At 50.5% G+C, this 24,265-nt stretch carries 18 protein-coding genes and 2 tRNA genes; 7 read left to right on the top strand and 13 right to left on the bottom strand.

What is annotated here, in order from left to right; translation table 11 throughout:
- Nucleotides 1-13 precede the first annotated feature (13 nt).
- Nucleotides 14-1,720 (top strand): site-specific DNA-methyltransferase, encoded by a 1,707-nt coding sequence (locus INP77_RS07630; RefSeq protein ID WP_194748403.1) that lies wholly within the window; start codon nt 14-16, stop codon nt 1,718-1,720.
- Nucleotides 1,717-4,413, top strand: a complete 2,697-nt coding sequence (locus tag INP77_RS07625; protein WP_194748402.1) for a DEAD/DEAH box helicase — start codon at nt 1,717-1,719, stop codon at nt 4,411-4,413. The genes INP77_RS07630 and INP77_RS07625 overlap by 4 nt, the downstream gene beginning before the upstream one ends.
- A 39-nt stretch (nt 4,414-4,452) precedes the next feature.
- Here INP77_RS07625 and INP77_RS07620 read toward each other — a convergent pair whose 3' ends face one another.
- The 3 genes from INP77_RS07620 to INP77_RS07610 all read right to left on the bottom strand — a co-directional run bounded on the left by INP77_RS07620 (nt 4,453) and on the right by INP77_RS07610 (nt 6,772).
- Nucleotides 4,453-5,325 (bottom strand): hypothetical protein, encoded by an 873-nt coding sequence (locus INP77_RS07620; protein ID WP_194748401.1) that lies wholly within the window; start codon nt 5,323-5,325, stop codon nt 4,453-4,455.
- Nucleotides 5,322-6,521, bottom strand: a complete 1,200-nt coding sequence (locus tag INP77_RS07615; protein WP_194748400.1) for an integrase arm-type DNA-binding domain-containing protein — start codon at nt 6,519-6,521, stop codon at nt 5,322-5,324. Before INP77_RS07615 ends, INP77_RS07620 begins: the two co-directional genes overlap by 4 nt.
- A 174-nt stretch (nt 6,522-6,695) precedes the next feature.
- Nucleotides 6,696-6,772 (bottom strand) — tRNA-Met (locus INP77_RS07610).
- 124 nt (nt 6,773-6,896) lie between these two features.
- Between INP77_RS07610 and INP77_RS07605 the strand changes: the two genes are divergently transcribed.
- Entirely contained in the window at nt 6,897-7,547 is a 651-nt protein-coding gene (locus tag INP77_RS07605; RefSeq protein ID WP_228518773.1) for an HD-GYP domain-containing protein, read from the top strand.
- Between the two features lie 54 nt (nt 7,548-7,601).
- On the opposite strand, the gene ychF is transcribed toward INP77_RS07605, so the two are convergent.
- Nucleotides 7,602-8,687, bottom strand: coding sequence for a redox-regulated ATPase YchF (gene ychF / locus INP77_RS07600; RefSeq protein ID WP_194748399.1), 1,086 nt, complete (start codon nt 8,685-8,687; stop codon nt 7,602-7,604).
- Between the two features lie 217 nt (nt 8,688-8,904).
- Here ychF and INP77_RS07595 point away from each other — a divergent pair, with 217 nt between their 5' ends.
- Entirely contained in the window at nt 8,905-11,676 is a 2,772-nt protein-coding gene (locus tag INP77_RS07595; protein WP_194748398.1) for an EAL domain-containing protein, read from the top strand.
- Here the strand turns inward: INP77_RS07595 and INP77_RS07590 are convergent.
- Nucleotides 11,671-12,546, bottom strand: a complete 876-nt coding sequence (locus tag INP77_RS07590; protein WP_194748397.1) for a LysR substrate-binding domain-containing protein — start codon at nt 12,544-12,546, stop codon at nt 11,671-11,673. The two genes, INP77_RS07595 and INP77_RS07590, sit on opposite strands and share 6 nt — an antisense overlap.
- 280 nt (nt 12,547-12,826) lie before the next feature.
- On the opposite strand from INP77_RS07590, the gene INP77_RS07585 reads away from it, so the two are divergent.
- The gene (locus tag INP77_RS07585; RefSeq protein ID WP_194748396.1) at nt 12,827-13,180 is read left to right on the top strand and encodes a hypothetical protein; all 354 of its coding nucleotides are present in this window, start codon (nt 12,827-12,829) and stop codon (nt 13,178-13,180) included.
- A gap of 220 nt (nt 13,181-13,400) precedes the next feature.
- Complete coding sequence (katG, locus tag INP77_RS07580) at nt 13,401-15,611, top strand: catalase/peroxidase HPI (RefSeq protein ID WP_194748395.1); 2,211 nt, start codon at nt 13,401-13,403, stop codon at nt 15,609-15,611.
- Nucleotides 15,612-15,649: 38 nt separating this feature from the next.
- On the opposite strand, the gene pth is transcribed toward katG, so the two are convergent.
- From pth to INP77_RS07540, 8 genes are all read right to left on the bottom strand, one after another.
- On the bottom strand, nt 15,650-16,222 hold the full coding sequence (pth, locus tag INP77_RS07575) for an aminoacyl-tRNA hydrolase (RefSeq protein ID WP_194748394.1): 573 nt from the start codon (nt 16,220-16,222) through the stop codon (nt 15,650-15,652).
- A 99-nt stretch (nt 16,223-16,321) separates the two neighbouring features.
- Entirely contained in the window at nt 16,322-16,930 is a 609-nt protein-coding gene (locus INP77_RS07570) for a 50S ribosomal protein L25/general stress protein Ctc (protein WP_194748393.1), read from the bottom strand.
- A gap of 112 nt (nt 16,931-17,042) precedes the next feature.
- Nucleotides 17,043-17,978: a ribose-phosphate pyrophosphokinase gene (locus tag INP77_RS07565; RefSeq protein ID WP_194748486.1), complete on the bottom strand. Its 936-nt coding sequence runs from the start codon at nt 17,976-17,978 to the stop codon at nt 17,043-17,045.
- Between the two features lie 124 nt (nt 17,979-18,102).
- A tRNA-Gln gene (locus INP77_RS07560) sits at nt 18,103-18,179 on the bottom strand.
- 12 nt (nt 18,180-18,191) lie between these two features.
- Complete coding sequence (ispE, locus tag INP77_RS07555; protein ID WP_194748392.1) at nt 18,192-19,094, bottom strand: 4-(cytidine 5'-diphospho)-2-C-methyl-D-erythritol kinase; 903 nt, start codon at nt 19,092-19,094, stop codon at nt 18,192-18,194.
- A gap of 38 nt (nt 19,095-19,132) precedes the next feature.
- Nucleotides 19,133-20,566, bottom strand: coding sequence for a carbonic anhydrase (locus tag INP77_RS07550; protein WP_194748391.1), 1,434 nt, complete (start codon nt 20,564-20,566; stop codon nt 19,133-19,135).
- Nucleotides 20,567-20,682: 116 nt separating this feature from the next.
- On the bottom strand, nt 20,683-21,309 hold the full coding sequence (lolB, locus tag INP77_RS07545) for a lipoprotein insertase outer membrane protein LolB (RefSeq protein WP_194748390.1): 627 nt from the start codon (nt 21,307-21,309) through the stop codon (nt 20,683-20,685).
- Between the two features lie 7 nt (nt 21,310-21,316).
- Nucleotides 21,317-23,023, bottom strand: a complete 1,707-nt coding sequence (locus INP77_RS07540; RefSeq protein ID WP_228518772.1) for a tetratricopeptide repeat protein — start codon at nt 23,021-23,023, stop codon at nt 21,317-21,319.
- 284 nt (nt 23,024-23,307) lie between these two features.
- Here INP77_RS07540 and INP77_RS07535 point away from each other — a divergent pair, with 284 nt between their 5' ends.
- Nucleotides 23,308-24,249, top strand: a complete 942-nt coding sequence (locus tag INP77_RS07535; RefSeq protein WP_194748388.1) for an ATP-binding cassette domain-containing protein — start codon at nt 23,308-23,310, stop codon at nt 24,247-24,249.
- The last annotated feature ends 16 nt before the right edge of the window (nt 24,250-24,265 follow it).

Below are 24,265 nucleotides of genomic sequence, written 5' to 3'. Positions count from 1 at the left end.
ATTAAAGAAATATATGAGCAAAAAACAAAAACTAGAACTCACTTGGATTGGTAAAGAGGTGCGGCCCAAATTGGAGCCGCGCATTTTATTGGAGGATCCAACCAAGAGTTACCATGCGAAACATCGAGTGAGTGAAAACGATATTTTTGATAATCGTTTGATTTTTGGGGATAACTTGCTGGCGCTTAAGGCGTTGGAGCAAGAGTTTACAGGCAAGGTTAAATGCGTTTTTATTGACCCGCCTTACAACACAGGCAGTGCGTTTACGCATTATGACGATGGGGTGGAGCATTCTATTTGGTTGTCGTTAATGCGTGATCGTTTAGAGATCATTCGTCGTTTGCTATCCGATGATGGTTCTTTATGGGTTACGATTGATGATAACGAAGCACATTACTTAAAAGTTCTTTGTGATGAAATTTTTGGACGTGCAAATTTTATAGTTAATGGCGTTTGGATTAAAAAGTCAGCGCCACAAAATGATGCTAAGTATATTAGTGATACACATGACCACATACTTGTATACGCTGCTAAAAAAGAAATATGGCGACCCAATAAGTTGCGAAGAACAGATGAGCAAAATAGTATTTATAAGAATTCCGACCAGTACGATGGTATCGATAAAAATGGAAACTGGTATGGAAGAGGTCCTTGGTACGCAGATAATCTGACCGTAAAAACGGTATCACAATCGGGAATTTATGAAATTAAAACCCCAAGTGGAAGAGTTACCCTCCCACCTGATGGAAGAGCTTGGGCGTATTCTGAGAACCGATTGTTAGAAATGATTGCAGATAATAGAATTTGGTTTGGAAAGGATGGAAGCAACAAGCCAACTGTAAAACGATTTTTATCTGAAGTTGGTGAAAAAGGTGTTGTACCAAAATCTGTATGGGACTACCAAGAAGTCGGTGAAAACAGAAATGCACGTCAAGAGGTTTTAAAGTTCAACTCACAAGACCCTTTCGCAACACCTAAACCTGAAAAGTTCATTGAAAGAGTGTTATCAATAGCAACAAATGAAAATGATATTGTTCTTGATTCTTTCGCAGGCTCAGGCACCACAGGCGCAGTCGCCCATAAAATGGGTCGCCGTTGGATCATGGTAGAACTAGGCGAGCACTGCCACACGCATATTATCCCTCGCTTGCAAAAAGTAATTGATGGTGAAGACCAAGGTGGGGTTAGCCAAGCCGTGAATTGGAAAGGTGGCGGTGGTTTCCGCTATTACTCTTTAGCGCCTAGCTTGTTACAGCAAGACCAATGGGGGCAATGGGTCATTAACAAAGAATACAACGCCGATATGCTGGCGGCGGCGATTTGCAAGCTGGAAGGGTTCACTTTTCAACCAAGCACTAAGCATTATTGGCAACATGGTTTTAGCACAGAAAATGACTTTATCTATGTGACCACGCAAACCCTCACGGCTGACCAGTTGCAGGCGTTGAGTGAAGAAGTCGGGCCTAACCGCACGTTGCTTGTCTGCTGTGCCGCTTTTAGAGCGGATGAATCCCGCTTTAGCAACCTGACCATTAAAAAAATCCCCAAGATGGTGTTGAGCAAATGCGAATGGGGGCATGACGATTACAGCTTAAATGTGCAGAATTTGCCGCAAGCACCGGAGGAAGTTTCTAACCCAGCGTCAGTGACAAGAACCGTAAAAAAACAAAACAATCAGCAAACAGGTTTGTTTGGTGAGGACGATGGGGGTGCAGCATGAGTTTAAATACTGCACGCTCGATTGCCGGGCGATTGAGCCTGCGTGAACCACAATGGGAAAGCCTGCATAAGCTAGTAACGGCGATTGAAGCAGTGCCTGCTTTGCGTGACCATGAGGCAAGGTCAGCTGAAGAGTTGACCGCAATGATAGAGGCGCTCAAGGGACAGTTTTCAACCCTGAGTGACTTTGAGCGCGACTTCCCCTCATTCTGTTTTGCACTGGCCACTGGCGTGGGTAAAACCCGCTTGATGGGTGCATTTATCAGCTACCTGCATGCGGCGTTTGGCTACAAACATTTTTTTGTTTTAGCCCCTAACCTGACGATATATAACAAGCTGATTGCCGACTTTACGCCTAATACACCCAAATACGTGTTTAAGGGCATTGCAGAATTTGCAGTAAACCCGCCTGAAGTGATCACCGGTGATAACTATGAGCAACGCGGCACTAAAAGCTTGCTGGGCGGGATTGAAGTCAACATATTCAACATTTCAAAAATCAACTCTGAGGTACGTGGCGGCAAATCCCCGCGCATTAAAAGACTCTCTGAATACCTGGGGCAAAGCTATTTTGAATATCTGGCCAGCTTGCCGGACTTGATTTTGTTGATGGATGAGTCACATCGCTACCGTGCCAGTGCCGGCGTGAAAGCACTGAATGAACTCAAGCCATTAATGGGGCTGGAACTGACTGCAACGCCTTTTGTTGAGGGCGCTAGCAAACCAATACCTTTTAAAAACGTGGTGATGGATTATCCACTGGCTAGAGCGATTGAAGATGGTTTTGTTAAAGACCCGGCTGTGGTCACTCAGCAAAACTTTAATAAAGACGACCATAGCCCTGAGCAGATAGAACGCATCAAACTGATGGACGGTGTGCGTGTGCATGAAGAGACCAAAGTGCACTTGCTCACTTATGCGCAACAGACTGGCCAAAAGCTGGTTAAGCCTTTTATGTTAGTGATTGCGCGTGATACTTCGCATGCTAGCCAGCTGATGCAATTGATTCAATCCAGCGAGTTTTTTAATGGCTACTATGCCAACAAAGTGATTCAGGTGGATAGTGGTACAACCAGCGGCGCTGAGGGTGATGCCGTGATTGAAAAGTTGCTGGCGGTTGAAAGCTATGATGAACCCACCGAGATTGTGATTCACGTCAACATGCTAAAAGAAGGTTGGGATGTCACCAATTTGTATACCATTGTGCCTTTACGTGCTGCCAATGCACGTACACTGATTGAACAATCGATTGGCCGTGGCTTGCGTTTGCCTTATGGCCGCAGGACTGGCGATGAAACGGTAGACCGTTTGAATATTATCGCCCATGACAGGTTTCAAGAGGTGGTGGACGAGGCAGGTAAAGGTGACTCGCCGATTCGCATGAAGGTGCTGGAGCTAACACCAGACCTACCGGCCAATGAAAAACCGCAAACAGTCTTGGTCACCTCGGCTGTAGAAAATCTTTTGGGCATTACGCAACAAAAACAATCCCAGTTTGCCTCCACCTCGGGCATCTATCAGCCTATACAGCCTACTTCGCCTGTGCTCACAGCAGAGCAAACACCCATTGCGCAAGCGACCTTGAATGTGATCGAGCAGATCAGCCGACAACAATCTTTTGCGCCCACCAGTGCGACGCTCAATCAGGCTCATGTACAAGCTGAGATCATCAAGCAGGTAGAAGCGATTGTCTCGCCCAAACAGATTGAGCTGATAGCCACCGGCCCATCGGTCGCCGATATCGTCAAAACCACAGTAGCCATTGTCACTAAGCATACGATTGATATCCCACGTATCTTGGTCAAACCAAAAGGTAACGTCAAAAGTGGCTTCCATCCATTTACGCTGGACGTTTCTAAAATCAACTTTCAGCCAGCAAGCCAACAGTTAGTCAGTAAGGCTTTACAGTCAGGCAAAGAAATTACGATGGGTAAAGCCAGCTTGGTATATGAAGCCAGACTTGAAGATTACATTGTGAGAGAACTGATTAACTATGATGATATTTCATACGATCATCATGCAGCCTTAATTCATGAATTGGCTGGCCAGGCAGTCGGCCATTTTAAGAGTTACTTAACCACAGAAGACGAAATACACAACGTGCTTGGTTATTACGGTAAACAGATTTCCGAGAATATTCACTCACAAATGTTGGCGCATTATTATGAAGACGTGGCTGAGGTTGAAGTGGTGGTTAGCCAGGGATTCACGCCACTGAAACCAAGCGCCATTACTGCCGTTGGCGAGATACTGACGCTGGAGCAATTACCCACTGAGAAAAGCAAAATCGCTCAGGCAGTTTATGGTGGTTTTAATAAATGCGCTTATACCTATCAAAAATTTCACTCGGATACCGAACGTGTATTTGCGGCCATCCTGGAGCGTGATGCCCAAGTCTGGTTTAGACCAGTCTCCGGGCAATTCAATATTTTCTACCGTAATGGCATTTATGAGTCTGAGTATATTCCCGACTTTGTTGCCAGCACCGGAGAATACAACCTCATCATTGAGACAAAGAAACTCATGGATATAGAAAATGAGGATGTGAAAGCCAAGGCTGCCGCGGCCACTTCATGGTGTGAAAATGCTACTAATTATTCAGTTGCAAACGGCGGGAAGCCATGGAGGTATTTCTTGATTCCGCATGACAAGGTTAGCATAGCAATGACGCTTACTCATCTAACCATCATTTAGATACTGGGTATTAAAGTAAATTTCCCAACTAAGTGGTGGTTAAACCTCTCTACGTTCAATTGCCTCTGCAATTTCTTTTAGCCTGGCTTTAATGGTGCCAACATCCATTTTGCATCCAATTAACTCAATTTTTTCAAGGATTTTTCCAGCTGCTAAATTGCGTGTGCTATCTACAGATAGGCTCTCTAAGTCGATATCGTTATCTCTAAGAAGGCTAGCAACAATAACTAGTAAGCTTGTATTAACCTTGGCATTTTCACCGCGATCCCGCTTAGCCTTCTTGGACTTGATTTTATCGGAAATTGAATTCACAAATAAGTCGATATTTGACCGAGTCATTCCAAGCGTAGAGTCCTCTGGCAACTCAAAAGGTGACTCAAAATGCTTTGGTACAAACTTACTATCATCTTCGAAATCATCCGTTTCAATATACTCAGCGCCATCATCGCTAATATTTCTGTACCTAGTCACAATTTTGAAAAGCTGTTGATCGCGACTCACGACGAATGAAAATGGTTTCTCGCTAATAAGATTGGGTGCGTTTATTTGCTTGAGTTTGAATTCTAATATCTGGTTAGCAACTGTTGAGTTAATTAACAAAGGTATATCGAATATTCCATTCAAATAGATTAATTGGTCAGACTCTTCAGTAAAAACCCTTAAATCTGGCGTGATAACTGATTTGTCAGCGTAAATATGCTTCATTCTTTCAACATCAGCCTTTGTTGGGACTTTTAGTTGTGTGGGTTTAAGTGGTACAGATTGCTTAAAGTTAATAGATAGCTGAAGGATGCCTTCTTGGGCCGCTTCAAGTAAGTCAATAATCGAAATCTCATCCTCGAAAGTCATTGATAAATATTTTGCAGTATCATCCAGAGACAAAAAATTTTTCAAAGTCAAAAAGGTTTTCATTTGTCCTCACCCGTAAATTTCAATTGATCAAGATAGTCTGCCCATTTCTGCATCATTAGCTTGCGCTGTTCAATAAATCTGGTTCGGTTATATGCTGAACCTAGGGTATCTGGCACTGTATGCGCGAGTTGATGTTCGATCACGTGAGGGTCCATATTCAATTGCTCATGCAAAATAGTCCGTGCCATTGCTCTGAAGCCATGCCCAGTAATTTCATTTTGAGTGTCATACCCCATGCGTTTGAGTGCGGCATTAATGGCGGCTTCACTCATAGGTTTGAGTGGGGAGTGTCCGCCAGGAAAAACATATTCGCGATGACCTGAAAGAGGTTTAATTTCCTCCAGAATTTTAATGGCTTGCTTGGACAAGGGGACCAGATGGTTGGTATTGGTTTTACTCACGACAAATTTCCATTCACCTGTTTCCAGATTGATGTCATTCCACTTTGCTTGCCGGAGTTCGCTGGGTCTCACAAAGACAAGGGGAGCAAGTTTTAACGCGCACTGAACTGTCAATGTGCCGGTAAAGCCATCAATCGCCCTGAGTAATGATGCCACATCCTTAGGGTCGGTAAATGCCGCCATATGTTTTGTAGCTCTAGCTGGCAATGCACCTTTTAGATCATGAGAGATATCTCTTTCAGCGCGGCCAGTCTGAACAGCATATCTGAACACTTGGCCTGCAGTCTGTAATGTTCTATGTGCGGTTTCAAGCTTGTTTAGCGCTTCGATACGTTTAATCGATTGTAGTAGCTGAGGTGCAGTGATTTCAGCGATTGGCTGATTTCCAATCCAGGGGAATAGGTAAAGCTCAAAACGGCGTATGACTTTATCCTTGTGGCTCTCGGCCTTGTTTTTCATGTAAGACTGCCACCACTCTCTAGCGACCAGTTCAAAGCTGTTTGCCTGGCTGATCTCTTTTTCAAGTTTTGCTTTTTGTCTGCTTTTGCTCGGATCTATGTTGTCGTTGGCAATTTGCTTGCGAGCATCGTCTCTTTTTTCTCTGGCCTGTTTTAAAGAGACTTCGGGGTATGTGCCAAGTGAGAGAAGTTTTTCTTTATTGTCGAAGCGATATTTAAATCGCCACCACTTACCCCCAGCTGGGGTAACTTGGAGGAATAAACCGTCTGAGTCGTAAAGTTTATAAGGCTTCTCGGCTGGTTTTGCATTATTGATTGCGGTATTGGTAAGTGCCATTTTGGGGTAACTTTCTTAAAGAAGTATTTAAAAATGACTGTTACCCCAGAAGTTACCCCTGTTAATTGGGGTATGTCAAGGAATCTGGTGATATGGCTTGAGACAATAAAAAAGCCCCGAAGCTAGTATCTACGGGGCTTTTGAGGCTTCATGACACGTCATGAAGTAGTATTTTGGTGGTGAAAGAGGGACTTGAACCCTCGACCCCAGGATTATGAATCCTGTGCTCTAACCAGCTGAGCTACATCACCAGATTTGAAAGACCGCGATTATAGCAGTTGTATCAGGGCACGACAACAACCCTTTGTGACCTTTTTTACTACGCATTTTCTTGAATTTTGTGGAGAGGGTTTTCAGGGGATTCATTTTGGGAGTATGCTAAACCGTATAAATCAATTAAAACTCGGGGATGCGATGAGCGAGGCTGTCAGCAATCACAGCGGGGTATTGCATTTGGGCAAGGTTTTTGCCGATGCTTTGCGGATGCGGGATGCGTATACGCGCTTGCATAGCGACCGTGTGATGGCGCTTTCTCATGGGATTGGGCTGGATATTGGTTTGAGCCGCCATGAGCTGGATGCCTTGGAGTTGGGCGCTTGTTTGCATGACATTGGCAAAATTGTGGTGCCGGATGCTGTATTAATGAAGCCGAGCAAGTTGAATGCGGAAGAGTTTGCCATCATGCAGACGCACCCGTCGGTGGGGGCGAATTTGATTGAGGTGTATGAGCATAAGGATGCACAGCGGATTGCGGACATCGTGCGTTATCATCATGAGTGGTTTGATGGCAGTGGCTATCCTGGCCATTTGGTTGGCGAAGCGATCCCGTTGTTGTCACGCATTGTGACGGTGGTGGATAACTATGATGCGATGGCGGTGCGGCGCGTGTATCAGGAGGCGCGGCCACACGATGAAATTTTGCGCATTATGGAGAGTGAGTCTGGCAGCAAGCTGGATCCCGAGTTGTTCCAGCGGTTTGTTAAGGTGATTCATGATCCACGCTATGCCGAGTTCAAGGCGTCGTGAGGCATAAAAAAGGCTGGAAATCTCCAGCCTTTGATTTTTTAGCTTGATACGTGGTTAGACGTTGAATCTGAAGTGCATGACGTCGCCGTCTTGCACAATGTACTCTTTGCCTTCGAGGCGCATTTTACCGGCTTCTTGTGCGCCTTTTTCGCCTTTGTACTGCACGTAATCATTGTAGGCAATCACTTCAGCACGGATAAAGCCACGTTCAAAATCAGTGTGGATGACGCCAGCGGCTTGTGGTGCAGTGGCGCCTTTTTTCACAGTCCAGGCGCGCACTTCTTGTACGCCAGCGGTGAAGTAGGTTTGCAGGCCCAGCAGGTCATAGGCGGCGCGAATGACGCGGTTGAGGCCGGGCTCTTCCTGGCCGAGTTCTTGTAAGAATTCGAGTTTATCGGCATCGTCCAGCTCAGCGATTTCGCCTTCAATTTTGGCGCAGATGGTGACGACGGGGGCTTTTTCGGTTTTGGCCAAGGCAAGCACTTTGTCTAAATGCGGGTTGTTTTCAAAGCCGTCTTCGGTCACGTTGGTGATGTACATCACGGGTTTGACGGTAATCAGACACAGCGGTTTGAGCAGGTTGAGTTCTTCGGCATCCAGATTGAGGGTGCGCACGGCTTTGGCTTCGTTGAGGCAGGGCAGCACTTTATCCAGCACTTTGATCAGGGCAATGGCGTCTTTGTCGCCGCTCTTGGCTTTTTTGCCTTCGCGCTGCATGGTTTTTTCAACGGTTTCCATGTCGGCCAGCGCCAGCTCGGTGTTGATCACTTCAATGTCGGCGAGTGGGTCTACCTTGCCTGCGACGTGAATCACGTTGCCGTCTTCAAAGCAACGCACCACGTGGGCAATGGCGTCGGTTTCACGAATATTGGCGAGGAACTTGTTGCCCAGACCTTCGCCTTTGGAGGCACCTGCGACCAAACCGGCAATGTCTACAAACTCGACGATGGCTGGTTGAGTTTTTTGTGGTTTGACGATGTCGATCAGTGGTTGCATGCGCTGGTCGGGGACTTCTACGATGCCGACATTCGGCTCAATCGTGCAGAAAGGATAGTTCTCTGCGGCGATGCCCGCTTTGGTGATGGCGTTAAACAGGGTGGATTTGCCTACATTAGGCAGGCCGACAATACCGCATTTCATAATGGATGAACCTTAGCGTGAGAATTGCCGCAGTGTGAAGTTGCGGCAAAGAGTCAATAAAACCAATATTTTACCGTTAGTCACAAGATAGAGCTAGAAACAATCTTGATTTGACTTAAATCCTGAACAGGATTAACTTTTAAACTCAAAAATAAATTCATCGCATGACCGGGGGATGCTGGTGTGTGTCATGCGACTTCCTGACGAAGGAGGATAGATGTTTCGTATTCGAATTGCATCATGGCAGCAACTGCTGACCTCGCGCTGGCTGGCCCTGGTGATTTTGGCTTGCGGCTTGCAGCTGACTGTTTTGCTGTGGATGAATGCTCGCGAGCATGCGGAAGCCTTGCAGGCGGTTAAGTTCCGGCAGGCGGTGTTGTCAGCGACCGAGGCTGTCCAGCACCGTATGGACGCTTACCGCGAGGTGTTGACCGGGGTTGAGCATCTTTATCTTTCTTCGCAGTTTGTTTCTTCCAAAGAATTCCGCGAGTATGTCAATGATTACACGCAAAGTGAACAGTACGGCAGCTTGAATGCAATAGGCTTTATCAAGTACATCCACCTCAATTATCCAGAGACGTTTAAAGACCTGGAAACGCCAGTGAAAAGCCTGCTCGCCAGGCTTGAGTTTGTGCAGGGCGATGATGAGCTGGCGCCGGTGCTGTATATTGAGCCGCGGAATGACCAGAATCAGGAAATTTTGCTTAAGAATACCTTTCTGGATGCGCGGCTGCGTGCTGATTTGCTGCAAGCCAGCGAAACTCAGCAAATCGTGATGTCGGGCCAGTCTACCGGTAGTCCGCAGATGGGGCATCCGTATTTCTTGCATGCGCCGGTGTACCACGGGCGGCCGGATGAGATTTCTGAGACGGATCGCCGTCGCATGTTGAACGGCTGGGTGTTTTTGCGCTTTGATGTTCATGCCTTTTTGGCGGAGGCCTTGCAGGTGGTCGAGCTGCGGCAAGTGCATTTTGATGTGTTTGATTTGAATGGCAAAGAGGGGCAGACACCGCTTTACCATAGCCCGAGCGGGGAGGAGTCACATCCCCATGAGCATGCCGCCCGCTTTAGCGCCGCACAAACCATGAATATGCATGGCCATTTGTGGAGTATGCGCGCGCGGTCTACCCCGGCCTTTGAGGCGGTCACTGATTTGCGCGAGGCCAATCAGGTCGCCGTGATGGGCGTGCTGACCAGCGTGTTGCTGGCGGGGCTCGCCTATTTATCCATGGTGCGCAGCCGTGCACGTGAAACCGTTGAAAAATATAGCCAGGCCTTGACCAGTAGTGAGCAGCGCTGGAAGTTTGCCATGGAAAGCACCGGCGATGGTGTCTGGGACTGGAATGTGACTGACTCCCGTGTCGTGTTTTCTGATCACTGGAAAAGAATGTTTGGTTTTGCGCCGCATGAACTGGCGCATAACCCGGCCACCTGGCAACAGCGGATTCATCCGGAAGATATCGAGTCAGTACAAGCCCTGCAACAGCAGGTGCTGGATGGCGAACGTGAGCAGTATGCGATTGAATACCGCATGCTCTGCAAGGATGGCAGTTGGAAGTGGGTGTTTGACCGGGGCATGGTATTGATGCGTGACGAGGCGGGCAAGCCCACACGGATTCTGGGCACGCTGGCCGATATCTCCAAGATCAAGCAATCAGAAGAGGTGGTCTGGCAGTTTGCCAATGTGGATACGCTGACTGGCTTGCCTAATCGGCGCATGTTTTTCGAGCGCCTGGAGCAGGCGCTGTTAACGATTAAAAGCAGCAGCCAGAAGTTGGCCATTATCTTTCTCGATTTGGACCGGTTCAAAGAGGTCAATGATACACAGGGGCATGATCAGGGCGACCGTTTGCTGATGCAGGCGGGTAAGCGCTTGTCGGCCTGCGTCGGCAACAAGGATCTGGTCGCTCGCCTGGGCGGCGATGAGTTTGTGCTCATGCTCGGCGATGCCACTGCGGGCTATGTTGAGGCCCTGGCGCAGCGTGTATTGCAGACCTTGTCGCAACCGTTTCAGCTGGATGATACGCTGGCTTATGTGTCTTCCAGTCTGGGTATTGCCATTTTTCCAGATGATGCCAGCAATAAAGAAGACCTGATGAAGCGGGTGGATCAGGCCATGTATGCGTCCAAGCAAAAAGGCGGCAACTGCTTTACCTACTTTACGCCACGCATGCAGCAGCACGCTGAAAACCGCATGCGCTTGTCGCATGACTTGCGCCAGGCGATCACCAACCAGGAGTTTTTTCTTGAGTACCAGCCTGTGGTGAATTTGCAAACCAACCAGGTGGTCAAGGCAGAGGCGTTGTTGCGCTGGCAGCATCCGGTCAAGGGACTGATTCCACCTATGGAGTTTATTGGCATTGCCGAAGATAACCTGCTGATTGCGCCGATTGGGGAGTGGGTATTTAAAACCGCCATTGCGCAATGCAAATCCTGGCGACTGTCCTTGCATCCGCAGTTTCAGATGGCGATTAACAAGTCGCCTGTGCAATTTGCGCCGGATCATCGCAAGCAGGAGGACTGGTTGTCAGAGATGGGGCAGCACCCTGAATTCAATGGCATGGTGGTGATTGAGATTACCGAGCGCTTGCTGTTGGATGCCAACACGCACGTCAGTGAGCGGTTGGCGCAATACCGGCAAGCGGGGGTGCAAGTGGCTCTCGATGATTTTGGTACCGGCTATTCTGCGTTGTCCTACCTGAAAAAATTCTCGATTGATTACGTCAAGATTGACCGTTCCTTTGTGCGTGAATTGGGGGTTTCCAGTCAAGATGGTGCCTTGTGCCAGGCCATTATCGTCATGGCCCACAGCCTGGGCATGCAGGTGATTGCCGAGGGCATCGAAAACCTGCGCCAGTTACGCATCTTGCAGGAGATGGGTTGTGATTTTGGCCAGGGCTATTATTTCTCACCGCCACTGCGCACTGAGGATTTTGTGGCCTGGTATCAGACATGGCAGCAGTCAGCGATGTTGCCGCGCTCATTATGAAATAGGCTTGTAAGAAATAACCTCAGCCAGCTTGCGGAAGTAGTGGGCTCTTTCATGAGATTGATGCCAGAAAAGGCCTATGGTGCGCGAGGCATTGCAACTCAGGGGCACATAACAGATATCCTGCTCCCCCTCGCTCACCGCGACACTGGGCATCAGAGTGATGCCCAAGCCGTGCTTGACCATCACCCGCAATGTTTCCAGGCTGGCCGCCCTGAAGTCATCATCTGCCGCTTTGCGGGGGGAGCACAACTTTAGAATCTGCGAACGCAGGCAATGCCCCTCATCCAGCAATAGCAAGGGCTGGTTAAACAACTCATCAACATCAATATGGCTACGCTGGGCAAAGGCATGGTCATCTGGTACCGCGACGTAAAACGGGTCTTCAAATAAGGTAACGCCTTCCAGCGTTTCATCGGTAATAGGCAGGGCCAATAACGCAACATCAATTTTCCGGGCGGTGAGCAGCTGTATCAAATCATCGGTTTTTTCTTCGATCAGCTGGATTTTGAGGTCCTCAAAATGCTGCTTGAGGCGGAACACATACTCCGGGAACACGTAATTTGCCAGGGTGGGAAAGCCACCCATAATGATTTTGTTGACATAGGTGCGTGTGGAATAGCGCGCAATCTCACGGATTTTTTCAGCACTCTCGGTGATGCTTTTGGCAATCGCAATAATGCTGGCGCCGACGGGGGTGACCCTGATAAGGTTAGAGTCCCTTTCAAAAATCTGCACATCCAGGTAAGTCTCCAGTTTTTTGATTTGGTTACTCAGCGTGGGTTGGCTGATGGCACAGTACTCTGCTGCTTTGCTAAAGTTTTTCAGTTCTGACACAGCCACCAAATATTGTAAATCTCTTAAATTCATTCCTACTCCAAAAGCATGCGGTTTTCATGCAGTGATCTTAAAAAGTTTTCAATGCATGCACATGCAAAAAACTACACATTCTTATCTCAGCAAATCATTGAACCCGGTGCAGGAGTGTTTCCTGTTTCCAAGACTTGCTTTAGATGGAGTCTGCACCCGCTTATAAGTGCCATTTCTATTATCAATGGGGCAATTCAGATTAGCTATTTCACAAACCAGGCATGCAAGCGATTAAATGGCAGCCATAGCGAAGTGCTATTTCTTAATTTAGGAGGTTGAAATGAAATGGATTGTATCTAGTGCATTGATGGTTGCTGCGATGTCTGCGTCTGCGGGCGAAGTCACTGCCGATAGTAACCTGGCGATTGGTGTGAATACGATTTTGAGCAAATTTGAACGCGTGACGGCCGTACCTGCGGGGGAAGTGCCGAATGTTGATCAGTCGCTCGCAATCGGTGCCCGCAGTATCCTCGGCATCTTCCCACGCCAGACCCAAGTAACCCTCGGCACTGTCGCCAATGGCGATGTCGCGAAAAATGGGTTTATCCAAAGCGTTACCGAGCGCCAGTTAAATGCCCGCCAAGCGCAGCCAGCACTGCATGCCACTTCTGATAATGCTTCTAAATTGAATTAGACCAAGCGGGTTTCCCTGGCTGGCAATAAGGATGTTGCTGGCTGGGGAATCATTGATTTTCTGACTGTAGGGCACGTGATTTTTCCGAGCCGGACAGTATTTTACTCACAGTAAGCTAAAAAAAGACGCAAGCAGCCATTGGCTATCTATCTTTGCGTATGAACGACCGAGGGCATCTACAGTGGTGGCCAGGTTTTTTTGGATCAAAGGAGCATAAAAGATGATGAAAAAGAATCAACTTATTCTGTCGGCAGTCGCCATGGTCATGGCAACGGTTTTTTCTTCTACCCCGGTTGTTGCCATGTCGGAAAGCAACAATCAGTTCTGGTGGCCGGAACAACTGGACCTGAGGCCTTTGCGACAGAATGCGCTTGAGTCGAATCCGATGGGGCCGCAATTCAATTACGCCCAGGAATTCCAAAAGTTGGATATTGAAGCTGTCAAAAAAGATATTGAACAAGTCATGAAGACTTCACAAGACTGGTGGCCGGCGGATTATGGAAATTATGGACCTTTCTTCATCCGCATGGCATGGCATAGTGCTGGCGTTTACCGCGTATTTGATGGTCGTGGCGGAGCGAATGGTGGCCAGCAGCGTTTTGAGCCATTGAACAGCTGGCCGGATAACGTCAACCTGGACAAGGCGCGTCGACTGTTGTGGCCTGTCAAAGCCAAGTACGGTAGCCAGCTGTCTTGGGGAGACCTGATGGTCTTGACCGGCAATGTCGCGTTAGAGTCCATGGGCTTTAAAACCTTTGGTTTTGCTGGCGGACGTGCGGACGACTGGGAGGCGGAAATTGTCAATTGGGGGCCAGAAAAAGCCTTTCTTGAAGACAAGCGGTATTCTGGGCAGCGTGAGTTGGCCAAACCATTAGCCGCGGTGCAAATGGGCTTGATTTATGTGAATCCCGAAGGCCCGAATGGCAATCCTGACCCGATGCTCGCGGCCAAAGATATCCGTGAAACGTTTGGCCGGATGGCGATGAACGATGAAGAGACGGTCGCGTTGATTGCCGGGGGCCATACCTTTGGTAAAGCACACGGGGCACACAAGCCAGAGGCGTGTGTCGGTAAAGAGCCGGCCGCGGCAGCAATAGAGGCGCAGGGCCTGGGCTGGCAAAACAAATGTGGGAGTGGTCATGGCGCCGATACTGTGACCAGCGGCCTCGAAGGCGCATGGTCAGTCAATCCAACCAAGTGGACGACACAGTACCTGGATAATCTGTTCAGCATGGAGTGGGTAAAAACCAAAAGCCCGGCAGGGGCGATTCAATGGGAGCCTAAAAATGCAGATCAAGTCAAGTTTGTGCCTGATGCGCATGATCCAGACAAAAAACACGCGCCCATTATGTTTACCACCGATATTGCCCTGAAAACCGACCCAGCGTACAAAGAGATTGCCATGCGGTTCTGGAAGCATCCCGAAGAGTATCAGCTGGCGTTTGCCAAGGCCTGGTTTAAACTGACACATCGCGATATGGGGCCGCGTGCACGCTATTTGGGTAAACAGGTGCCAAAAGAAATTCTGATTTGGCAGGACCCTATCCCGGAACTGAATCATCTGCTTATCAATGCGCAAGAGATCAGCCTGCTCAAGTCGGCGATTTTGGCCAGTGGTTTGTCTGGGCCTGAGCTGGTCAGGACTGCGTGGGCTTCAGCTTCCACTTTCCGTGGTACGGATATGCGTGGGGGCGCCAACGGTGCCCGGGTGCGGCTGGCACCGCAAAAAGACTGGGAAGCCAATAATCCGGCTGAGCTACAAAAAGTACTGGCAAAGCTGGAGCAAGTGCAGCAGACATTCAACCGCAAATTATCCAGAGGCAAGCAGGTTTCATTGGCGGATGTAATTGTGCTGGCCGGCAATGCTGCCGTTGAACAGGCGGCACAGAAGGCTGGCATCAAGGTCAATGTGCCATTCAAACCTGGCCGCATGGATGCCACACAAGCGCAAACAGATGTGCAATCGTTTAATTACCTGAAGCCTAGCGCGGATGGTTTCCGTAACTACTATAGTGCTGACAGCCGGTTGTCTCCGGCAGAAATGCTGGTTGAGAAAGCTACGACATTAAACCTGACGGTACCAGAAATGACGGTCCTTGTGGGCGGAATGCGTGTGCTGGATGCTAATGCCAATGGTAGCAAGCAGGGCGTCTTCACGACTCGGCCAGGCACATTGAGTAATGACTTTTTTGTGAACTTGCTGGATATGTCTACGGAGTGGAAAAAGTCTGCAACCGATGGCGCCTATGATGGCTTAGACCGTAAAACCAAACAGTTGAAATGGACGGCGACACCTGTGGACTTGGTATTTGGCTCGAACTCCGAATTGCGGGCGGTGGCGGAGGTGTATGGGGCAAACGATGGTCAGCAAAAGCTGATCAAAGATTTTGTGCAGGCATGGAGCAAGGTCATGGAGGCAGACCGCTTTTAGGGAAGACAAGCAGTCAAAGGGCGCATGTGCGCCCTTTTTTATTTGCTGTGCAGTTGCAGCATGGCTTTTTCAAATTCGCCCTGGGCGAGCAGATCGATAACCGTGGTGGCCTTAATGATGCTGTCATCTATCGCCTGCTGCTCCTCTTTACCTGCTGCTTTTAAGACAAAATTGACGACTTCGGCCTTGTTGCCCGGATGGCCGATACCGATACGCAAACGCCAGTAATCCGGGGTGCCAAGTGCGGCATGAATATCACGCAAGCCATTGTGGCCGCCATGCCCGCCGCCGAACTTGAGCTTGGCTTGGCCAGGCGGCAAGTCCAGTTCGTCATGCACGATCAGAATTTCGGCCGGGGAAATCTTGTAGTAATGGGCGATGGCGGCGACAGCTTTGCCGCTGGCGTTCATAAACGTGGTTGGCTTCAGTAACCATTTGTCGCCATGCGGTTGCCATTTGCCGGCGATACCAAACAGTTTGGCCTCGGCCGTCAGGCGGCTACCGGATTGTTGTGCCAGCAGGTCTACAAACCAGAAGCCCGCATTGTGGCGGGTCATGGTGTATTTATCGCCAGGGTTACCAAGGCCTGCAATCAGTTTTATTCCACTCATATTCACACGCTAAGCAAATGTAGGAGGGTGCTATACGCACCAAAAAAAACGCGCACATGGCTGTGCGCGTTCATTGTAGCGGATAACCGCTTGAGCCACTTAAGCAGCAGGGGTTTCTTCTGCTGCTTCGTCGCTACCACCGCGTGGTTTGGCAATGGAAACCACAGCCGCGTCATCACCATGAGCCAGTTGTACAAACTCAATGCCTTTTGGTAGTTTGATTTCTGACAGGTGGATGGCGTGACCCGCTTCCAGGTTGCCCAGGTCCACTTCGATAAACTCTGGCAAATCTTTAGCCAGGCAGCTAACGTCAGCTTCAGTCTGGATGTGTGAAATGCTGCCGCCGCCTGTTTTAACGCCAGGAGCCACTTCTTCGTTCACAAAGTGGAAAGGCACTTTCACGTGGATTTTCTCAGTCGCGGATACGCGCTGGAAATCGATGTGCTGAATGGTATTGCGTACTGGGTGCAGTTGGTAGTCACGCAACAAAACGCTTTCAGCTTTGCCATCCAGCACCAGGCTCAGGATGGAAGCGTGGAACGCTTCGTGACGGAATTGCATGAACAATTCTTTGTGGTCCAACTCGATAGACACAGCAGCTTGATCGCCACCATAAACAACACCAGGCACGTTGCCAGCGCGACGCAGGCGGCGGCTCGCACCCGTACCTTTAACGTCACGTTTGACGGCTTTAATTTCGATACTCATATGAGACTCCTAAAAACGCCCGAAGGCGGTACTGCACTAAAAACTGCAAGCCGCGACCAGCTTGCAGCACAAAAACTTAATTCATGTATCAAGAAAAATAGTTTATAGACGGTTAATCCATAAACAGGGAAGACACAGATTCTTCCTGGCTAATCCGTTTGATGGTTTCTGCCAGCAATGGCGCCGCACTCAGTTGGCGGATTTTGCTGCAGGCTTGCGCCTCTGCATTCAGAGCGATGGTGTTGGTAACGACCAGCTCATCCAGTGCTGAAGCAGAAATGCGCTGACCCGCGCCCCCGGACAAGACCGGGTGGGTGGCATAAGCCACCACCTTGGTCGCCCCGCGATCTTTCAATGCAGCGGCAGCTTCACACAAGGTGTTGGCGGTGTCCACCATGTCGTCCATGATGACGCAGGTGCGGCCTTCAACCTCGCCGATAATGTTCATGACCTTGGCCACATTGGCCTTGGGGCGGCGTTTGTCGATAATTGCCAAATCCGCATTCAGCTGTTTGGCCGCCGCGCGCGCACGCACCACACCACCCACGTCTGGCGAGACCACGACCAGGTTTTCGTGATTCAGCGTGACCAAGTCATCGAGCAAAATCGGCGTAGCATAAATATTGTCGACCGGGATATCAAAGAAGCCCTGAATCTGATCAGAATGCAAATCCATCGTCAGTAAACGGTTCACACCGACACTGGTCAGCATGTTGGCCACTACTTTGGCCGTAATGGCAACACGGGCAGAGCGTGGGCGTCTGTCCTGGCGTGAATAACCCAAATAAGGAATGGCAGCGGTAATGCGGCCAGCGGATGAGCGGCGCAGTGCATCCACCATGACCATGACTTCCATCAGGCTGTCATTGGTCGGGTAGCTCGTGGATTGCAGCACAAACACATCGCGGCCACGCACGTTTTCCAGCAGTTCCAGCATGATTTCACCGTCAGAAAAACGGCCGACATCGGCACGCCCCAATTCAATGCCCAAATGCTGAGCCACTTCTTGTGCCAGTACCGGATTGGCGTTGCCGGTAAATACCATCATGTTGGCGTTACTCAACGTTGTACCCTTTTTGCGATGACGATGTCTTGAAACCTGCGCCCATGCGCTTGGCTGGGCGCTATAAAAAATTTAAGCGTGTAAATCGTAAAATCTACACGCTTATGTTTGGCTGAGGAGGAAGGATTCGAACCTTCGCATGCCGGAATCAAAATCCGGTGCCTTAACCAGCTTGGCGACTCCCCAAAAAACTTGTCTTTAACACACTTGTTGTGTGGCTTGGTCACCGTCAGTGACCGAAGCAAAAAGCGGATGGTATTCTAACCCTTTTGCCCAAAAACCAGAAGTGTTTTCTGGTCTATTTGCAATTAACTGCTCCGCTTTTTCTGCACTATCCACGGCCACAAACACTGAAGCGCCGGAACCACTCATACGGGCATCGCCGTATTGTTTTAACCAGGCCAGCGTTTCGCCAACTTGAGGATAAAGCATACAAACAACCGCTTCCATATCGTTTCTGGCTTGCTGCCAGAACGCGCTGGAATTAGCGCCGTTTGAAAAGTCCGCTATTCTCAATGGTTTCGAGTCTCTTGTCAATGCTTGATGTGCAAAAATTTGTGCGGTGGGCACGGCCACCTGCGGCGTGAGTACCACGTAATATTGGTCGAGCAGCGGAGGCGGCAGTGAAACCGCAGATAATTGTTCGCCGATACCCTCTGCCCAGGCGGGCTGGCCAAAGATAAAGACGGGCACATCTGCACCCAGGCTAACGCCAAGCTGCATCAACTGCTGCCGGGTGTAGCCCAACTGCCATTGCTGGTTGAGTGCCATGAGGACGGTGGCCGCATCCGAGCTGCCGCCGCCTAATCCACCGCCCATGGGTGTACGTTTATCACAGCCAATGTCGGCGCCCAGAGTGCAGCCGCTGACTTGCTGTAAATGGCGGGCAGCACGGATGCTAAGGTCTTGTTCGGCCGGGACGCCAGCCAGCGGATTCATGTGGAGAATTTGCCCGTCCTGACGTGGGCGGATGTGCAAGGTGTCGCCGTGGTCTAGCAGTAAAAACAGGCTTTGCAGGGTATGGTAGCCATTGCTGAGGCGACCAGTAATGTGCAAAAACAGGTTGATTTTGCAGGGGGCAGGGTAGCTCAAGGTATGCATGGCCGCTATTGTAAAGCATGCCTGCCTGCTTGTGAGGCTTATTCAAGGACCATGCGGCCTTGGCTGTCCTGCAGCGGGCGCTGGTTGGGCGCACCGATGGCTTGTTGCAGGCTGGCCAACTGGAACTTGGAAACCTTGAGCGCTTCTTTCATGATCACCCATTGCACGCCTTCAGTACAGGGCGGGGCTGTCAGCGAGCCACTGTAGCGGTAGTAGGCAGGCTTGACGGGCATCAGGTCGGCCGGTGTGACACGGATGGTCAGCGGTTTGCTTTGCTCTTTGTCTTTGGGCAGGCTGCCTAACAGCTTCTCTATACCAGCATGGGCGTTGCCTTCTTCTATCATGATGGCAATAATCACACGGTGTCCGGCTTTGTCTTCATGCACCATTTGCATCTCGGCGGCATAGGACTTCTGTTTGACCTGGTGTTCGCCGGGCATATGCACACTAATATATTTGAGCTGGTAGGGTTTCTGGTCTAGCACCATCATGTTGCCGCTGCCCGCATCCAATACCAGGCTGTGGTCCTTGAGTGCAATATTCTTGATCGGGAATTTTTGCAGTCGCTTGATCGGTTTGAGGGCGGCTGTGATCGTATTATCCACGTGGATAGGCGATTGCTGGCTACCTGCATTGCAGACGGCAAATTCAGGATTCAGACTGCCCCATTTGTCTGGACCGTGCTCACCACTGTAGGCCCAGGACTTATCATCCGCAGCACCGGTTTTGTTCTTGTCTTTAGGTTTCTGATGATCAGCTGCCGCTTCTGTTTTTTCAGGCTTGCCCGTTTTCGCCGCGTCTTCTTTGGACTTGGCAGTGGTTTCCTTGGATTTAGTCGCACTGGCTTCTGTAGCCGTTGCGTCTTTAGCTGGCTTGCCGTCAGCCTTCTTGTCAGCAGGTTTGGCAGGTGCTGCATCTGGTGCAGGGGCAGGCTCGGCCACGCTATCTGGTGCAGCGGGCTTGTCTTTGCTGCTGGCGACGGCAGGCATGACCGGGTTGGCGGCACGTTTGGCTGCCGCTTCAGCGCGTTGCTTCTCTTTGTTCTGCCACTTGCAGACGTACTGTTGCGTGATCTCTACCTCGGAATCCGGCAAGGGCTCAATAAAATCTGCCTGCTTGGCAGTAATGCCCGCAGAATAGACCAGCTCTTCCCCTTCATACTGGAACACCTGGATGGTCGCTGCCTTGCGCTTGTCGCAATCAAAGTACCAGAGCGCTTTTGCATGGGTGTAAACGCGGTCTACAGACTCTATGTTTTTTTGAGGTTGGCGGTAATCGACCTTGATCCAGGCTTTGACATAGGGTTTTTCTTCGAGCAGGGACTGCTTGTCTATCATGAGTTGGCTATCGTCCGTTTTTTTGATCGACAGCCATTGTGCGGCCACGCTGTACCCAGGCAAACTCAGGCCCAGCCACAGGCAGGCCAGCAGCCAGATTCGAAACGAGAGAGGGGTAAACAGATTGCAGCGCATACTGGCATTATCGACGGCATGCCCTGAATCTTTAACGCGAAAGCTGTTAAGGGGCCCGTATGCTTTGCGTGTTAATGACGACGCGGATCCACGCCGTCATTGCTGCGTGGCGTAGCTTACCAGTGTTGAATGACCAGCTTTAGCCGGACATCTTGCTGCTGCAAGCGTGTGATGTGCGGTAGGGATGACTGCACGCCTTGCAATTGAACCTCACGGTAATCGTCGTAATCGATTTGCCATTGGTCCTGCATGAGGCGGGCAGGTTCACCCTGCGCAAGATAGCTGGCCTGGAACGGACTATTGATGTGCGGAGCCCCCAAAATCCATTGGGTTAACCCGGTCAAAGGCAGGCGCCAGCCTAACAACTGCGCTGTCAGGCTGGAAACATCCGCCGCCTGGTGCGTGTTGCCACTTTGGTCGGTGAGGGTGACGCTGTGCGCACTGCGCTCGATGACGGCCACTTGCTGACCGAGCGGGCTAAAAATACGCAGGGTATCCAGTGCCGGGCTGTGTTGCCATTCCAGCCTGGCAGTGTAGCCCTTGCCCGCATATTGCACGGCCAGCTTCGCCTCCACGTCAAAGGATTGCACGGCTTGCAGTGTGGCAAACCTGTGCTGGGCCGCGGGCGGCACGCTGGTTTGAGTAGGGGCGATGGCCTGGCTGGCGCAGCCTGCCAGCAGACTCAGTAATAACCAGATGGCAAAAGCTTGGGCCAGCCTCGCTAGCGCAGGTGTGGACGGCATACGAACACTACAGGGCGGATTTCAGTTTTTGCGCGACTGCGACCAGAATCTCGTTGCCGGGGTTGGCCGACAAGGCCTGATCCAGAATGCGTTGTGCTTCTTCACGCTGGCCTTGTTTCCAAAGGACTTCGGCCAGGTGGGCCGCAATTTCAGGATCTTGCTGAATCGCATAGGCGCGGCGTAGCTCTTCGGTGGCACGCGACAAGTCGCCCAAACGGAAATAGACCCAGCCCAGACTGTCCATGATGTAATGATCCTCCGGGGAGAGCTTGGTGGCGGTTTCAATCAGGCTCTTCGCTTCGATCAGCTTGATATTGCGGTCTGCATAGGAATAGCCTAGCGCATTGTAGGCAGCGGCAAAGTCTGGCTTCATTTTAATGACCCGGGTCAGCGTGTCTTCCATGATGTCATATTTACCTTTACGCTCGGCGCTTAGAGCGTAGTCATACTGTAACTCGGGGCTTTCCGGGAAGGTTTTGGCGGCTTTTTCAAGCAGGGTGTAGGCTTCATCGCCGCGTTTGGCCTGGCTCAGCATGAGTGCCTGGTTTTGAATCACCAGCGCCTGTTGCTCGGGCGTCAGGCCATCCACATTGTCCAGCATTGTAATCGCAGCATCGACGCCGTCGCGGCGGGCAATAATGCCGGCGGCGGCCATCCGAGCGGCCAGGTATTGTTCGCCATCGGTGATTTTGTCAAACCATTGCAAAGCGCGTGCATCGTCTTTTTGCTCGATGGCTGAGCGGCCCAGGTTGAAGTAGACCTTGTTCGGCTCCTTGAAGCCGGCTTCGAGCGCGTGTTCCAGATAACGATCGGCGAAAGTGTATTCTTTGGCGTCCAGCGCCAGCAGGCCCACAATCACGTTCATGTCAGGATTGTTCTGGTGGCGTTCGAGCAGCTTGGTGAACTCTACCTTGGCTTCGGTGGTATTTTTTTGCAAGAGCAAGGCGCGCGCTAACGATAAGCGAATCTGATCGGACTCAGGATAGGTCTTTAAAAAGTCGCGGTAAAATGCCATGCCTTTCTGGACATCTTTTTCCATCAGCATTTGCCCGTAAATCTGCGCGGGCGGTTCCCAGCCTGGGCGCAGCTTGGACGCTTCTTTGAGCTCCGCTTTCATGAGGCTCTCGTCGTGCGCAAAGTAAGCGGCTTGCGAAATGGCAAAGTGGGCTTCAGCCAGCTTGGGATAAGGCTTGGCCAGCTGTTGTATGGTTTTGAGCACGCTGGTTTTGTCGGTGATGCGCACCATCAGGCTGTTGAGTTCCATAAAGGCATTGGCGCGAATGTTTTCATTGGCCAGCACTTTCTGGATCTGTGGAATCGCTTTTTCGAGGTTGCCATTGGCAATCAGCAACTGGCTGGCGGTTTGGGCTGCCGGGATAGAATCCGGGGCCAGCTCAGACCATAATTCGGCAGAGGGCAATGCCAACTGCGGTGTGCGGGCAATGGTCGCTGCCTGCGTGGCGCGCTCGGCGAGCAAGGGGTCACGCGTCTGCTTGGCCAAATCCAGAAACAGCTGCCCGGCCAACACAAATTCGCCACGTTGCGCGGCCACTTCACCGAGCAGGTATTTGTAGACAAACTCTGCGGTGGGGGTGGTAATGGTGGGGGTGCCGCTGGCAGACCAGGCCGGGCTGCTCATCAACGCCAGCCATAATGCCAGTGTCGGACGGCGTAATGACGGGGTTTTCAAGTTGAGGCGGCGGGTAAGAGGCATACTGGATTCCTGTTTAAAAAGAGGTTGCATGAATGATGTCGTCACTGGGGCAGAAGGGGCGCTTAATCCGTCTGGAATTTTAGTTTAGTCCGTGACAGTTGCTGCAAGTTCATCCATAATGTGCGATTTGTAACTAAATTGTAATCGGCGTTTAAACACAGGTGAAAGCGTCGTCTACAGCACTATAACTTTTTGGTGAAATATTTGTCTAGGGATTTGCGGTCTGGCGCTGTAAAGTCAGGCTTGAAAGCATCTTTCCCAGTCGCGAGGTATGTGAAGAAATCATGGCAAATTTGACAGTTGAAGCAATTGAATTGACCCGTTTGTATGGCGGACGTGCCGCCGTCAGTGATGTGACGTTCAGCCTGCAGCAAGGCCAGGTGCTGGGCTTTTTGGGGCCAAATGGCGCCGGCAAGTCCACCACGATGAAAATGTTGACGGGCAACCTCGCGCCGAGTGCAGGCAGCGTCAAAATCTGCGGCATCGACATGATAGAGCAGCCCAAAGAGGCAAAAGCCTTGATCGGATACCTGCCGGAAATGCGCCCTTTATATAAAGAGTTTACGGTAGACGAGTACCTGACCATTGCAGCCAGACTGCACAACGTCTCCAGCAAACACATTAAAAAAGCGGTGGAACATGCCAAAGAGCGTTGTGGCCTGACCCACATGAGCAAACGCTTGATCGAAAACCTGTCCAACGGCTATCAGCAACGCGTAGGCATTGCCCAGGCCATTATTCATAACCCCATGGTAGTGATTCTGGACGAGCCGACCGTGGGCCTGGATCCGATCCAGATTCGTGATATCCGCGCCTTGATCAAGGAAATCGGCCAGGCGCACAGCGTCATCGTCTCTACCCATATTTTGCCCGAAGTGGAAATGGTCTGTGACCACGTGCAAATTATTGACAAGGGCAAGCTGGTGTTTAATGGCGGCATTGATGTGCTCAAGCAGCAGCGTATTGGTAACAAATTGCTGGTTGGCCTGCGTAACCCGCCGCCAGTAGCACAATTGGCTGCAATTGCAGGCGTGGCCGAAGTTGAGCCTGCCGAGGGTATGTGGCGTATCCGTTTTCATGAAGGCAGCCAGCCGCACGAAGCGATTGTGCAGGCGGCTGTGCAGCAAGGCTGGGACCTGTTCCACATTGCGCCCGATCAAACCAGCCTTGAGGATGTGTTTGTACAATTGACTTATCACGAGGCAGACGTTGCAAAAGCAGCTTAAGTCGATTTAGAGAGCA

The sequence above is a fragment of the Methylophilus sp. 13 genome (assembly GCF_015354335.1).
GTDB classification, from domain to species: domain Bacteria; phylum Pseudomonadota; class Gammaproteobacteria; order Burkholderiales; family Methylophilaceae; genus Methylophilus; species Methylophilus glucosoxydans.
The sequence above is the reverse complement of the archived record's forward strand: the minus strand, read 5'-3'. Positions and strand labels throughout refer to the sequence as shown.

Coding starts and splice junctions, on each gene's coding strand:
- INP77_RS07630 (WP_194748403.1), top strand. CDS start 14: ATGAGCAAAAAACAAAAACTAGAACTCACTTGGATTGGTAAAGAGGTG.
- INP77_RS07625 (WP_194748402.1), top strand. CDS start 1,717: ATGAGTTTAAATACTGCACGCTCGATTGCCGGGCGATTGAGCCTGCGT.
- INP77_RS07620 (WP_194748401.1), bottom strand. CDS start 5,325: ATGAAAACCTTTTTGACTTTGAAAAATTTTTTGTCTCTGGATGATACT.
- INP77_RS07615 (WP_194748400.1), bottom strand. CDS start 6,521: ATGGCACTTACCAATACCGCAATCAATAATGCAAAACCAGCCGAGAAG.
- INP77_RS07605 (WP_228518773.1), top strand. CDS start 6,897: ATGCTAAACCGTATAAATCAATTAAAACTCGGGGATGCGATGAGCGAG.
- ychF (WP_194748399.1), bottom strand. CDS start 8,687: ATGAAATGCGGTATTGTCGGCCTGCCTAATGTAGGCAAATCCACCCTG.
- INP77_RS07595 (WP_194748398.1), top strand. CDS start 8,905: ATGTTTCGTATTCGAATTGCATCATGGCAGCAACTGCTGACCTCGCGC.
- INP77_RS07590 (WP_194748397.1), bottom strand. CDS start 12,546: ATGAATTTAAGAGATTTACAATATTTGGTGGCTGTGTCAGAACTGAAA.
- INP77_RS07585 (WP_194748396.1), top strand. CDS start 12,827: ATGAAATGGATTGTATCTAGTGCATTGATGGTTGCTGCGATGTCTGCG.
- katG (WP_194748395.1), top strand. CDS start 13,401: ATGATGAAAAAGAATCAACTTATTCTGTCGGCAGTCGCCATGGTCATG.
- pth (WP_194748394.1), bottom strand. CDS start 16,222: ATGAGTGGAATAAAACTGATTGCAGGCCTTGGTAACCCTGGCGATAAA.
- INP77_RS07570 (WP_194748393.1), bottom strand. CDS start 16,930: ATGAGTATCGAAATTAAAGCCGTCAAACGTGACGTTAAAGGTACGGGT.
- INP77_RS07565 (WP_194748486.1), bottom strand. CDS start 17,978: ATGATGGTATTTACCGGCAACGCCAATCCGGTACTGGCACAAGAAGTG.
- ispE (WP_194748392.1), bottom strand. CDS start 19,094: ATGCATACCTTGAGCTACCCTGCCCCCTGCAAAATCAACCTGTTTTTG.
- INP77_RS07550 (WP_194748391.1), bottom strand. CDS start 20,566: ATGCGCTGCAATCTGTTTACCCCTCTCTCGTTTCGAATCTGGCTGCTG.
- lolB (WP_194748390.1), bottom strand. CDS start 21,309: ATGCCGTCCACACCTGCGCTAGCGAGGCTGGCCCAAGCTTTTGCCATC.
- INP77_RS07540 (WP_228518772.1), bottom strand. CDS start 23,023: ATGCCTCTTACCCGCCGCCTCAACTTGAAAACCCCGTCATTACGCCGT.
- INP77_RS07535 (WP_194748388.1), top strand. CDS start 23,308: ATGGCAAATTTGACAGTTGAAGCAATTGAATTGACCCGTTTGTATGGC.